General features: G+C 42.3%; 8 protein-coding genes. 6 read left to right on the plus strand and 2 right to left on the minus strand.

The genetic code is table 11. The features are described from left to right. Positions 1 to 3 precede the first annotated feature (3 nt). The 5 genes from HZL42_RS02100 to HZL42_RS02120 all read left to right on the plus strand — a co-directional run bounded on the left by HZL42_RS02100 (position 4) and on the right by HZL42_RS02120 (position 10,052). Positions 4 to 582 (plus strand): 4'-phosphopantetheinyl transferase superfamily protein, encoded by a 579-nt coding sequence (locus HZL42_RS02100; RefSeq protein WP_219054059.1) that lies wholly within the window; start codon positions 4 to 6, stop codon positions 580 to 582. 20 nt (positions 583 to 602) lie between these two features. Beyond that, on the plus strand, positions 603 to 1,055 hold the full coding sequence (fabZ, locus tag HZL42_RS02105; protein WP_219054060.1) for a 3-hydroxyacyl-ACP dehydratase FabZ: 453 nt from the start codon (positions 603 to 605) through the stop codon (positions 1,053 to 1,055). 11 nt (positions 1,056 to 1,066) lie between these two features. Further along, positions 1,067 to 2,305 (plus strand): beta-ketoacyl-ACP synthase II, encoded by a 1,239-nt coding sequence (gene fabF, locus HZL42_RS02110; RefSeq protein ID WP_219054061.1) that lies wholly within the window; start codon positions 1,067 to 1,069, stop codon positions 2,303 to 2,305. A gap of 384 nt (positions 2,306 to 2,689) precedes the next feature. After that, positions 2,690 to 6,649, plus strand: coding sequence for a hypothetical protein (locus tag HZL42_RS02115; protein WP_219054062.1), 3,960 nt, complete (start codon positions 2,690 to 2,692; stop codon positions 6,647 to 6,649). A gap of 169 nt (positions 6,650 to 6,818) precedes the next feature. After that, complete coding sequence (locus tag HZL42_RS02120) at positions 6,819 to 10,052, plus strand: KxYKxGKxW signal peptide domain-containing protein (RefSeq protein WP_219054063.1); 3,234 nt, start codon at positions 6,819 to 6,821, stop codon at positions 10,050 to 10,052. A 55-nt stretch (positions 10,053 to 10,107) separates the two neighbouring features. Here the strand turns inward: HZL42_RS02120 and HZL42_RS02125 are convergent, their stop codons facing one another. Further along, entirely contained in the window at positions 10,108 to 10,653 is a 546-nt protein-coding gene (locus HZL42_RS02125; protein ID WP_219054064.1) for a TetR/AcrR family transcriptional regulator, read from the minus strand. A 663-nt stretch (positions 10,654 to 11,316) separates the two neighbouring features. On the opposite strand from HZL42_RS02125, the gene HZL42_RS02130 reads away from it, so the two are divergent. Next, entirely contained in the window at positions 11,317 to 13,143 is a 1,827-nt protein-coding gene (locus HZL42_RS02130) for a hypothetical protein (RefSeq protein WP_219054065.1), read from the plus strand. A gap of 225 nt (positions 13,144 to 13,368) precedes the next feature. On the opposite strand, the gene HZL42_RS02135 is transcribed toward HZL42_RS02130, so the two are convergent. Beyond that, positions 13,369 to 13,899, minus strand: coding sequence for a hypothetical protein (locus HZL42_RS02135; protein ID WP_219054066.1), 531 nt, complete (start codon positions 13,897 to 13,899; stop codon positions 13,369 to 13,371). Positions 13,900 to 13,977: the final 78 nt, after the last annotated feature.

The following is a 13,977-nucleotide window of genomic DNA, read 5'->3' on the forward strand; positions in this document are numbered from 1 at the left end:
ATCATGACTAAGTTAATAATTGATTCAATCCAGAATCCCCGTTACCAATCTGCCTTCGAACGTTACAATGTCGGGCAAATGTATAATAAGCGCCAATCAATTGTTGGCAAGTACATGCTTGCCGACTGGCTGCGGGTAACCCCCGCTAAGGTTGCGGATGGCAGCCTTTTTGAATCCGGACCGCATGGGAAGCCACGGTTAAAGAGTGGGGCGTCTGAGTATAATATTGCGAACTCCTATGATAAAGTAGTCTTAGCCATCTCGGACCAGCCAGTTGGCGTGGACCTAGAAAAGCTACGGCCCTACGATTACCACCGCATTCACCGGGCGTTTCGCAGTGAGGAACTCGCCTACCTAGCTCAGCTTACTGGCGAGCAACAAATCTGGGCAACCTTTAAGATCTGGACAATTAAAGAGGCCGTGTTAAAGCTAGTCGGAATGGGGATTCCGGGGGGCATCAGAAGCATGCAAATTGACCTAACCACCTTTGCCCATGCGAATCGCTATGGTCAATCAATTCGTTTAGAACCATTGTACGTTGGGACTGACTACGTCGGCACCATCGCTCAATTTGAAAATTAGAGTTTATTAGGAGGATTATAATGGCTGTTTTAGACATTACCGAAATCATGGATTTAATTCCCAATCGTTACCCCATCTTATACATTGACCGGGTAGACGAACTAGTACCTGATGAAAAGATCGTGGCTACTAAGAACGTGACGATCAACGAAAACTACTTCCAAGGACACTTCCCTGGGAACCCCGTAATGCCTGGGGTATTGATCATTGAATCAATGGCGCAAGCTGCATCAATCTTAATCTTAAAGAGTGAAAAGTATAAGGATAAGACTGCTTACATGGGTTCCATCAAGAATGCGAAGTTCAGAAAGATGGTCCGCCCTGGTGACGTGATCAGATTTGAAATTACCATGAAGAAGCAACACAGTAATATGGGAACCGTTGATTGTATTGCTTACGTCGGTGATAAAAAGGCTTGTCAAGCTGAACTATCATTCATCGTACCGGACAAGAAACGTCCAGAAGCAGAATAAGGAGGAGCATTATGGAACATCGTGTCGCTGTCGTAGGGATTGGGGCTGTTACCCCACTAGGTAACGATTCCAAGACCTTCTTAGATAATATTTTTGCTAATAAGACCGGAATTGCACCGATTACCCATTTTGATGCTACCGAAACTGGGATTACGGTCGCTGCTGAAGTAAAGGACTTTGATCCTTTGAAGCGGATTCCAAAGAAGATCTCCAAGCGAATGGACGACTTCTCCCGTTACGCTGTTTACTCCGCCTTTGAAGCCATGGAAATGGCCGGCCTTGAAAAGGGGAGCTACGACCCTGATGACATCGGGGTAATCTACGGTTCTGGAATCGGGGGCTTAACGACGATTCAAGAACAAGCCATTAAGATGCACGATAAGGGACCTAAGCGGGTTTCTCCATTTTTCGTTCCTAATTCGATTATTAATATGGCGGCTGGGAACATCTCAATTAATTTGGATACCCGGAACATTAATGAAGCGGTCGTTACCGCCTGTGCTTCTGGAACCAATGCAATTGGTGACGCCTTCGAACGAATTAAGAGTGGCAAAGCTACCTATATGATAACCGGTGGATCTGAAGCATCAATTAACGAACTGGGCATTTCTGGATTCGCTGCTTTGACTGCACTATCAGATTCGACCGATCCACTCCGTGCTTCAATGCCATTTGATAAGAACCGTTCCGGGTTCGTAATGGGTGAAGGGGCTGGAACATTGGTCCTTGAAGATTACGACCATGCTAAGCAACGGGGGGCTAACATCCTCGCTGAAATCACTGGTTATGGTGCGACGGGGGATGCCTACCATCTAACTGCTCCCCGCCCAGACGGAAGTGGGGCCATCAAAGCGATGAAGGAAGCCATCAAGGAAAGTGGCATGACCGAAGGGGACGTTGATTACATCAACGCCCACGGAACGGCCACTCAAGCAAACGACTCCGCTGAATCAGAAGGAATCGCCAAGCTCTTTGACGGAGTCAATGACCACCTTAAGGTAAGTAGTACGAAGGGCCAAACTGGTCACGCCCTTGGGGCAGCTGGTTCGCTTGAAGCCGTAATCATGATTGGCGCCCTCCAACGCAATGTGATGCCGGTCAATGTCGGGATGTTTGACCTCGATCCAGAAGTGAAGACAACCATTGTGACCGATGAAAACAAAAATTCACCAGTTAACTTTGCGTTAAGTAACTCACTTGGATTCGGTGGCCATAACGCCGTCCTAGCCTTTAAGAGTGTTCGCAAGTAAAAATGAACCCCAAATTAATAAAAAGCTAAATTGTTCGAAGCAGACAATTTGGCTTTTTATTTTGAAAAACATGTGATTTTTTTAACTTTTTCTTCTGAATTGAGGGGGGGTTGTGTTATAATACAATCACAATGTTTAAGGATAAACATTGCGGTAACCGCTATTTTTATTTTATTTCTTACACGCTGGTTACGAAAATTACAGCTATATTAAAGTATGTATGATATTGTACAAATCATAATATTTTATGCTATAATACCAGTTGTTATGTAATTGTTGCATGGCGGTTACATAATGCCGTAAAGGCATTTTGTTTTGTCCTGTATTAGCATATTAGAAGTAAGGCATCCTGCCTTGCAAAAATTATTTATGAGGTGATCTTTTATGAAGTTCAATAAGAACCAATATCGTGTTGCAAACGATAAAAAGGTTATGCATAAGAGACACAAACAATGGGTTGTATTATCCACTGTTGCGTTCTCCTTATTAACTTTCTCCGCAGTAGAAGCAACTTCAGTTAACGCTGACACTACTACTTCTGCAAACGTTTCAAGCACATCAAGTGCTACTAGTTCAGCTACTTCAAGTGCTACTAGCTCAGCTACTTCAGCTGCTAGTTCAGCTACTTCAAGTGCTACTAGTTCAGATTCAAGTGCTACTAGTTCATCAGCTACTAGTTCATCAGCTAGCTCAGACTCAAGTGCTACTAGCTCATCAGCTACTAGTTCATCAGCTAGCTCAGACTCAAGTGCTACTAGTTCATCAGCTACTAGTTCAGTAGCTTCTGACTCCCCAGCACAAGTTAAGGCTTACGATGACGCTAAGTTAAGCGCATACCGTGCTACTTACGCATCAGCTAAGAGTGTTTACACTACTAGCGCTACTAAGGCTAACAAGGCTGCTTACTTGAAGGCACGTGCTGCCGTTGATAACGTTAAGTACCTATACGCACAAAAGTACGATGGTGCTAATGTTTTAACTTATAACTACAACCGGATCTTAGCTGCTGGTAACTACAAGGTTGCTGCTGCTGATCTTAAGCTTTCAAAGGCTAAGACTGCTGCTGCTAAGAAGTCTGCTAAGAAGGCATTGGCTACTGCTAAGGCTAACTTAAAGACTTTCAAGGAAAACTACGCTAAGGTTGATAAGTTACGGAAGGCATTTAACAAGGCTGGTTCATACGACTTAAACGTTACTTTTGACGTTCCAGTTGTTCCTAACAGCTCATCAAGTGCTGTTTCATCAGCTGCTTCTGCTAACTCATCAGCATCAACTACTTCATCAGCTGCTTCATTGACTGATACTGAAGCATTATCAAATGCTTTTGTTAACGCATACAAGCTAGCTCAAAGTGGTTACAACTTCCGTTACACTGCTAACTCATTAGCTTCAGAAGTTGACAAGAACTTATACGGTAACGTATATCCTAACAACGTTAAGACTACTAGTTCAGCATATATTAACACTCCTGCAGCTGTTAAGTTTGCTCGTCTTCTTGACCAATTAGCTAACACTGATGCTTTATCAGCAACTTCAAACGATGCTGCTTTAACTTCAGCATACGCAAGTCAAACTATGAGTTACGCTGCTTCAGCTAGTGCTGCCATTGTTAGTTCATCAGATGTTGCTGTTAAGTCATCTGTTGCTAGCGCAATCAGTAACTACGCTGCTGCTACTGGTTCATCTGCATCTGTTACTGTTGACGGTGTATCAAAGGTTGTTTACCTTGGTGCTAAGTCCGGTAACGATGGTCAATACCTTACTAACTTAGTTACTAACGCTGGTAGCCTTTACTCAGTTGCTGCTACTAACCTATCAGCTGCTGTTAGCGCTACTAACTGGAGCTCAGCACGGGCATACGCTAACCAAATCTGGGCTTACCAACAAGGTAACTTCTCAGCTACTCCATACGATAACACCACTACTTCAAATGCATCCGTTGCAAACTTTGATGATGGTGTATACCACCTAGGTTCAGACGTTGCTAGTGTATTCGCATCTACTGGTTCAAGCTTAGCTTCATCAGTCGGTGTTTCAAACACTGCTAGTGCTGCTGCTCTTTACTCAGCAACTTCAAACGTTAACAACCGTTGGGCTACTTTAAGCTACGACCGGACTGTATACCAAGGTGTAGCTAGTGACTCACTTTACATTGCTAACGCAAGTGCTGCTAACTCAAACACTGTTTCATTAGTTTCTTCATTAGCTGGTTCAGCTTTTGTTAACTTTGATAACACTGGTGTTTACGTTGACACTGCTAACAGTAATGTTGCAACTGTTCAATACACTGATCTTAATGGTAGCAAGGTTACTGCTCACTTCAACTCAGCTGGCGTTCTTGTGAACCAAAACGGTAGTTCAGTTGCTGCAAGTGCTCCATTATCAAACGACAAGTACGTTGCATTGAAGGCATTCTCAGCTGCTTCAACTGCTTACAGTTCAGCTGCTGTTGCTCAATATGGTAACACTCAATCTGTTAATGCTAACTCAGCATACTACGCAAGTAAGTATGCGGTTGTATCTAACTTTGCTAACTTAGTAAACTCACTTAGTGGTAACTCATACGGTGATAATACTTCTGTTAATGAAAATGTTTCAACTAGCATTTATAGTTTCTACAGTCAAAACAAGGCTGTTTTAGATTCAGCATTTAGTGGTACTCTAGCTGACTTCACTTCTTTTGGTACTACTGCCAATAATAGTTCAGCAGTTTCAAGTGCCGTAGTTGCTAACTCAGTTTTAGCTTCTGCTGCTAAGGAAGCTAACAATAGTGCTTTTGCTCAAGTTAGTGGTCAAGTAAATACTGATAGTATTGCAGTATCTAATGCATATGCTGCTGTATCTTCAGCTGTTAACGCCAAGTCTAATGTAGCTTATACTAATTCATCTGAATATTTATCTGCTGTATCTACTGCTGTTGGTACAGTTACTAATGCTACTTCTTCAGCTGTATCTGCTGCTCTAAGCACTGTTTCTAATGCTATCTATGAAGCTTCTAGTAACGCTTCTGGATATACTTCAGCTTCAAATAGTAATGCTTTATCAGCATATGTATTTAGCTATGCATCTAATTTTGTATCTGCATCAGCTCTTAGTTCATCTAATTCATTCGCTGCTGCAACTGCATCACTTAATAATGCTAATAATACTGTTGCTTCTAAGGCTGGAAATGTTACAAGCTCTAGTGCTTACAGTGCTTACAAGAGTTTAGCTGCTTCAGCTACTTCATTAGCTTCATCTGTTGCATCTTCAGCATCAGCTGCTAATGTAAATGGTGCTTACAATGACTCAATCGATGCAGTTCAAAAGTCATTAGTTGCTAGTGGTTTATCATCAGTTGTTGCTGCTAACGTAAACAACAACTATGCTACCCTTGCTACTGCAATTAACAACTACAGAGGTACTCAATTTACTGCCTTTGGTAAGACTTACAACGTTGCTGATGTTTACAGTGAAATGTTTACTGCCGTAAACACTCCATTATACGCAACTGCTAACGGTGTAGTTACTACTGTACCAGTTGGAACTACTAGTGAAGCATATGCTCACTCATTAGTTAACTCATTAGCTGATTCAGCTAGTGCAAGTGCTAACAACAACTACAGTGTTGCTTCAGTTGCCGAAAACAGTGCTAACTCAGCATATGTTTCAGCTGCTAGTGTATTTGCTGCTGTTACTGCACCAACTACTGGCGCTACTGCAATTCAAACTGTTACTACTGATGACGGTGTTACCCACACTGTTTACCTACCAACTGCTCCTAACACTGTTGGTACTAACTATGTAACTGCTGATGGTGTTAACGTAACTACTACTACTATTACTAGTTATGCTAACGGTACTGTTACTTCAAGCACTAACACTGCTGCTACTCAAGCTTCTAACTACAACTTCGGTTCAGTTGCTGCTCAATTGACTGGTTCAAGTGCTGCGCTTGCAAACTACTTGCCACAATTATCTTCAGCAGTTAACTCAGCTCAATACGCTGCTAAGGTTGCCTTTAGTACTGCTGATGGTGCATGGAGTTCCGCTGCTAATAACTACAACTACTACAGTTCATTAGCTACTCAAAACTCAGCTAACTCTTCAGCATCTGCTGCATACTCAAATGCTGCATCAAATGCTAAGAATTCAATGACTTCAGCTTCAAACGCTAAGGTTGACGCTGCTAACTCATACTGGGCTGCTCCAGATTCAGTTGCTAAGTCAGCAATCGCTTCAGCTGTTGCTAACTTAAACACTGGTTTCAGCAACGTTACTGCTGCTGAATCAGTTGCTGCTGATTTATTCGCACCATACAACGTTAGTTTCTACACTAACGGTAACTACTCATACACTAAGTAATTCTTAATTACTCAGTTGTATACCAAGTAAATTAATGCTTAATCATTAATTTCATATCTCTAAGGTTCCGACTTCGGTCGGGGCCTTTTTTTTATCCATTTTTAATTGGTGTTAAATAACGGTATAATAGGATAAGATTATGATCAAAGAAAGCTTAGGGAGTTATAAAATGGCAAATCAAGATAATCGCCAAGTGCGTTATAAAATGTATAAATCAGGAAAGTTATGGTTAGTGACTGGGATTACCGCAGCCGCATTTGTGGGAATTGACTTATCGAACCAGGCAGTTGTTCATGCTGATGTAAATCAGTCGGTAGCGACCAGTGCAGCTAGTAGTAGTTCAATTGTAGCTGATAGTGTCAGTGTTAGTTCTGCTACCAGTGCCAGTAGTGTTAGCGCTGCCGTAGTTAGTAGTGCAACTAAGGGATCAATTGTTGATTCTGCGGCTTCCACCGCTAGTTACAATGCGACTAAGTTAAATGCTGCCGAGGGACCAGTCTTAAAAAATGAATCTGCAGTTTCATCCGATACTAGTACCTCCGAAGCCCTAATGACTAATACCATTTTAGACCAAAACTTCCATTATAATGTGCCGCGGGGGTATTCCAATGATGTGCAGACGATCCTGCCCCACAGTGATGCCAATGGTAAAATTGATTATTACGATGTTTATTACCTCTATAATGCCTATCCTAGTCAAATGCAGTTTGCCGACGAATGGTACCATGCGACAACGACTGATTTTAAAACCTTCCAGCCATTTGATAGTGCCAATCCAACTGGGTTAAATAACGTTGCCATTCCCGATCCAGATTACGTTGACTCCAATGGCAATACTGGGTTGGAAGTTGCTAGTAATAATAAGAATGGAATTCCGTGGAACTACGTTGCGACGGGGTCGGTCATTTATAATGACGGGCTCCTAAAGACCGATCAGTGGAATCATCCAATCGATTTTAATGCGAAGCTAGCTTACTTTACTTCCTTCACTAGTGACGGGGATCAAATGACCTTCCTAGCTTATAGTAATAATGATCAGCAATTTCATCCGTATCAAGATCAACCAGTGATGAAACGCCAACAGTTTGGCATTGACCTCCAGGACTTTAGAGATCCGTCAGTGGTTCGAACCCAGAACGGATTTGTTGCCTACGTGTCGGGGGGCTGGTCGAAACAGATGTATGTCTTGACCAGTACCGACGGGGTTCATTGGCACTATAACTCAGCAAATAATATTAATCTAGACCAGGGCCAAGCAATGGAAGTCGAAACGCCGATTGTGAAGACGATTAGCGGGCAGCCGTATTTATTTTATAGTTGGTCGACCGGAGATAATGCAAATGAAAAGGGCATCAATGCGATTAGTGGGGAAATTGATAGTCAAGGGATTTTTAAACTTAATTCCAGTAGTCAGATTACTAACTTAGATGGTTCAGCTTATAAGGGCGATACCTATGCGGGGAACTTTGTGAATATCGATCCAGATACCCTAATTAACATTAATTGGTCTGGAAGCTGGCAATATTCTTTGGTTGGGAATACCCTTACCTATACCTATTCCAAGCACAGCGGGAGTTTCTTACTTCCCCGGGTAATGCAGAATCTGAATGGGGTTCTGTGGTCGACACCAATCGAGCCTAATAATCAACTTGTGGGAACCATCAAAACGACCCAGGCTGATTTAAAACACCAATTTATTATTGGAACGAATAATAAACTCGACTTCACGTTTGATCACCCGGCTCAAACGCACTCGATTAAACTCTCCCGGGGTGAATCGAAGGTTACCATTACGATTAAGAATGGTAAGTTAACGCTAAGCCGTAAGAATGTCATTAATCAACAGCTGGCTAAAAAGGTAACGATTCAATTACCGAATTTAAACACGACTAAAATGACGTTGTACCTAGATAATACGACATTAGAATTATACCTGCCGGAACAAAACCTGCTTTATAATGTGATTAACTTTACCAGTAATCAAAATGATCCGTACTTACTGGCGACGAATAGTAGTGCCACGATTGATAATTATCAGTTTAATAATAAGTACCCAGGGCTAACTCCTGCGGCAATTAATACGGTAATTGCTAAATTGGGGACAGCGATGAAGACTAGTCAAACGGCGGTCCGCCAGTTAACCCAATCCCTAAATCGTTATTACCAGACGAACATCAAGGGAGACGATTACGCGACCGCTAGTGCCGCTGCCCAAACGGCAACGCAGCAATTAAGTGCCGCCCAATCAGCAGTTTCATTAGCGAGTGGCTATGCCTCTCAAGCTGTCGCGCTATCTGGTGACGCGCGCGAAAACGTCTACTTGACGCTGGCTAGTTCAGCGTATGCTAAGGCTTCCACGGATGCTACGAGTGCTAGTCAAGCGGTATTAAACGCTAATCAGTTAATGACCGCCGTAGCCCCAAGCACATTTAAATCGGTGGCGGCGGTAGCTAAGCGCAGCGGCAAGGTGGTTACGGATCAAAAGGGGAACCCCCATTACTACGATTCGATTACTGGAGTCGAGATGCGGAATACTTTCTACATGCAAGATGGGAAGTATTACTACTTTGATAAGAATGGTAACATGGTGAAAAACCGCTTCTTTAAGGCCGTCCCAAATACGGATTATTACTACTACTTTAATCAAAAGGGCCAGGCCCTGACTGGTAAGCAGATAATTAACCATAAGGAATATCTATTTGATAGCAGTGGGATTCAAGTGCGGAATCAATTTGTGAAGGGGAAGGCTGGGAAATTTCGTTACTATAACCGGAGTGGAGTCCTAGTTACCAAATCTGGAATAATTAATGGCCACGCACTGACGATTAAAGCGAATGGTCAGATTACTAGTAAGAATAAGTTGATCCAATTTAACGATTACATTACTAAGCAGCCGAAGACCTACTACCTGAATGGAAAGTCCGAAGCCTACCATGGCGTAAAACAGGTCGGTCGGGTAATCTATAATTTTAGTAAGCAGGGGAATGCCGTTTACGGAACCTTTGTGGTAAATTCGAAGAATAAGGTGACTCGCTACTACGACAAGTACGGGAACCTAATTAAGTACCAATATGTATTAGCATTTGGCAAGCAGGATTCGTACTACTTCTTTGATGCCAATGGTAAGGCCGTTAGCGGTGGCTACACTGTTAATGGGATTGAGCAGTACTTCCATCCCAATGGCATTCTGGCAATGAACCAGTTCCTGTTCTATCAAGACGGTCGAATTCGGTATGCCGATGAACATGGTAATATCTATAAGAACTATTTATTTACGGCTGGTGGGAAACAATACTACGCTGGAGTTGATGGTTACTTATTGCAAAATCAGACCCAGGTAATTAATGGGGTCACGTATAAAGCGAATAAGAAGGGTGTTTTAACCCCGGTTAATAAGGCATAATGCTAAATAAATAACCACCATAGTTGATTAGTTCAACTACGGTGGCTATTTTTGGTTATAAAATACTAATTAACGGGATCTTAAATAGGTGGCAAAATTGATCAATGAATTCTTCCGGAGGGGTCGGAAGTGGGCTCGTGATCCACAATTCGATAATGTCCAGTCCAAACTTTAAAATTAGCGGGAGCGACTGCTGATTCAAATTCAAAACTTCGGTAAACCGATTGATCGTTTTTAAGTACTTTCCTTCTAGGTAGTGTTTCCATTCCCCATTGATTGAGGACTTATATAGAATTCGAATTTTTTCGCGTTGGTTATAAATCGCTGGAATGGTTGCGTCAGCGACACACTTTAATAGGAGGTCAGCCGAATTAGAAACCATCAGGGTCGTTCGTTGTTCGATAATGGCATGGATGATTTTACTGTCAATTTCATGAAAAATGAAGTGGGCAATCGCTTGTTGACTATCGAAGTTGTTGTAGAACGTTCCCTTTGAAATTCCAGCATTTTCGATGATTTCATTATTAGTAATCTGATCGTCACCCTTACTATCTAGTAAGATTAGAAAGGCGTTCGCAATTTTATTCTTAGTTTTATTCATGTGTTTTCATCCTTATTACATTTTTAACAGTAATGTTACAGTATTATAACATATATTTCACCTTGAGTATAATGATAACGCTATGATTCTGCATTAGCTGGGCGTTTCACTATTGTTTAGTAAGTCATTTGAATGTTTTTATTTGCTATTGTTACCAAACTATTACTTAAATATTACATTAGCTTTACAATCGTTCAACCGCTGGTCTAATTAACCCCGCAGACTAAGTACTTTAATATTGTATCACGATTGGTTTTAGAACTTGAGTCCAATTTTTAAAAACTTGTTAAGAACTTAATAATTGGGTAAGATGGTGTTACATATTAAGCGACATCGTCGTGTAAAAGTTTTTATTGTTAATTAGACTTGAACAAATTAACTACTAACTGACCATTAGTAACTCCTTTAAATAAAGCGCTTTTACCGACACCAAGCAGTCGCGGCTAAGAAAAAGTTCTCTTTTTCTATCATTCACATAATTTACACATATCTCTCATTCTGATAAAGCAGTTGATCATTTGGATCAACTGCTTTATTTTTGGTTTAAAAATCAGTTATACTAATGGTCTGTTTTATATGGTTAGTCTGATTTTGATTTACTGGAATCGCCGGGTTGATTAGCCTATAATATGAATATCAATTTAGAGAATGGCGGTGCATCAAATGAATAAATGGGTCCGGCTAGGGACGCTTTCGGTAATTGCCCTGGGTTGCTTTGTGGTGGTTAATGACCATCCCCAGCGTGTCCATGCTGATGAACAATACTACGTTGATCCCGATCAAAACTCAGCTAGTAATATTCAACAGCTTCAGGCCAGTAATGGGATGAGTAGCTACGCTAAGAGTAGTATTACGACCGTGGCAAGCGTTCCACCGACCGTGGTCTATAATGGTAAGTTTAGCCACACTGATTACCAGATGGATCAGCAAAACCCCAGCCATAGTTATCAAGATCAGCAGGGGACGAACACCTTTAATACCTACTACTATTTACCGAACGGCTTTCATGCTGATTATCGGGAATACGGAAATTACCAGAGTAGCGTTAAGGTCAATGATAATATGTACTATGTTGAATCGTTGGGCGACAATGTTAAGCAGGGGGTCATTGCGAAGTATAACCTAACCGACCTTACTAATTTAGGCGTGCTTGGTGGTAATGGCGACGGTCGGGACTTGATTTGGAAGGCCTATACCTACACGTCGCCTTACACGACTGAGGGACAGGCCAATATTAAGGCGGCTGCTAACTACCAGTCGTTGCTGACGGATGCGGGATACAGTGATCAGGACTCCCAAAATGCGGTTACGAATGCGAACGCCCAGGTGGTCAGCGACCAGCAGCTAGCTGCGGAATACCAAAAGCAGTTGACCACGGCGACCAAGGTGGCGGATCAATTCGCTAGCAAGGTCCAAGCGACGTTAGCGAAGCAGCGGCAGTACGATCAGCGGGTGGCTAAAAAGCTCACCGCTAGTAACTACGTGGCGTACTTTAACACCGTTAATCAGCAGGGGACGAAGGCTGCCAACCAGATTGAAGTGAAGCAAAAGCGCCTGAAGCAGCAGTTACATACGGCGAAGGGCAAGCAACGTGTGAAATTGACGGCTAGGCTCAAGAAACTTGGCCAACAGGGCCAGCAGCTAGGCGCACGCTTAAAGGCGGCAACCGCTGCTTTGAAGCAGTTTAACGCTGGGGTGGGGCAAAGCTACCAGACGGCGTTGCAAAACGTCAGTGATGCGCAGGACTTGGTTAATGGCGACTTGGATGCGGTTACGACCGCTAAGCAGAACGTAACCAATAATGTGCAGATTTTGGAAGCCCAACATGCTGAGTATGAAAAGTACGCAGCTATCGTTGCAGCGGCTCAGGTAACGCCAATGTTGAACATTGGCCACGGCCAGACGTTGTCGTATAATCCGGTGACCAAGAACCTCTACCTAGTGCAGGATGATGATTTGGGGAACCTGCCTGCTGGCGGCGAGAATACGATTACCGAGTTGGACCCGACGACGCTGCAGCCGATTAAGCAGTTCAACTTCCCGTTGATCCACGGCAATAATAATTACAGCATTAATACACTGACCTTCGATAGCGCCGGGAATGCTTACTTTGGCCGTAAGGAATCGGTGGTGGAATCCGGGCAGAAGAGTTATTCGACCTACCAGATCTACAAGGGGACGCTGGATGAAACGACCGGGGCGGCTAATTTTGCGCCGGTCCCGCAGAGCATTAATTGGGGTGGTTATAGTAACCAGAACCTCGCTTACGATGCCTTTAATAACCGGATGTACATTATTTCGGATAATATTATTACGTCCGTGCCGCTGGATAAGTTGAATGCGGGGACCCTGCAACCGTCAGATGTGAATTACATGTCGTTTGATATCAATCGGGAGTTTGAGGACTTGACGTTTGATGATCAGGGGTATGGATACTTGCTGACGTTGTGGGATCCGGAAGTGATGAAGTCGGAGAATCCGATGAATTAATGTTGGGATTTAAAAATTGAAAAAACTTGAAAACCTGTTAAGGTATTAGTTGAGGAAACATTTGTTATTATTGCCGTTGATAGTGTTTCCGTTAATAACATTATTGGAGCACGTGATGTTGCCTGACGGAGGCCTTATATCCGATCACTAGTCGCGATAATTGACGTCTAATTATCCGGTGCTAAAAAAAGGAAGGTAGCTAAAAGCTATCTTCCTTTTTAATAGTCAGTATTTAAGTGGATCCTCATTCGCACTTTCTTTAAAATTTTTATCTGGAGACATTAATCCAAAGTTCTTCCCATGTTTCATATGGTAGCCATAGTTATCTTTGATAGTTACGTTAATCTTTTTACCATGTTTAGTAACCTTATAAGATACGTGTTCTCCTAGGATGGTTTTTCGATTTTTAATCAGGTAAGTGTTTTTGGAAAGCTTTTGATACTGTGGAGTTAAAATCTGTCCCTCAGCATCACCTCTTGCAGCGGCACTCTTCAGCGAGCTACCATTTTTATAAAACCCCATTGTGGAATATATCATTGACTTCTTAGTAGTGAAAATTAGATATCTCCGGTAAGCACCCTTAATGGTGTATCCGCTATGCTCCTTTTTATCAGTAACCCAGGTTTTGCTACTAGTTACTATGCTTGGTAAGCCCTTGTGCCAAGTTGCCGCGTTAGCAACTTGATTTTGACTACTTAATAAGCTACTTCCTAATAGGGCGGTTAGTAAGATTGAATATCCAAGGCCTTTGTTCAATTTAATCGATCCTTTCATATGTAAATAAAAAATACCGACTAATCATTACGTACATAATCATTAATCGGTATTTTAAGT

Origin of the sequence: Lactobacillus sp. Sy-1 (assembly GCF_019303535.1) — a bacterium.
Lineage (GTDB): Bacteria > Bacillota > Bacilli > Lactobacillales > Lactobacillaceae > Nicoliella.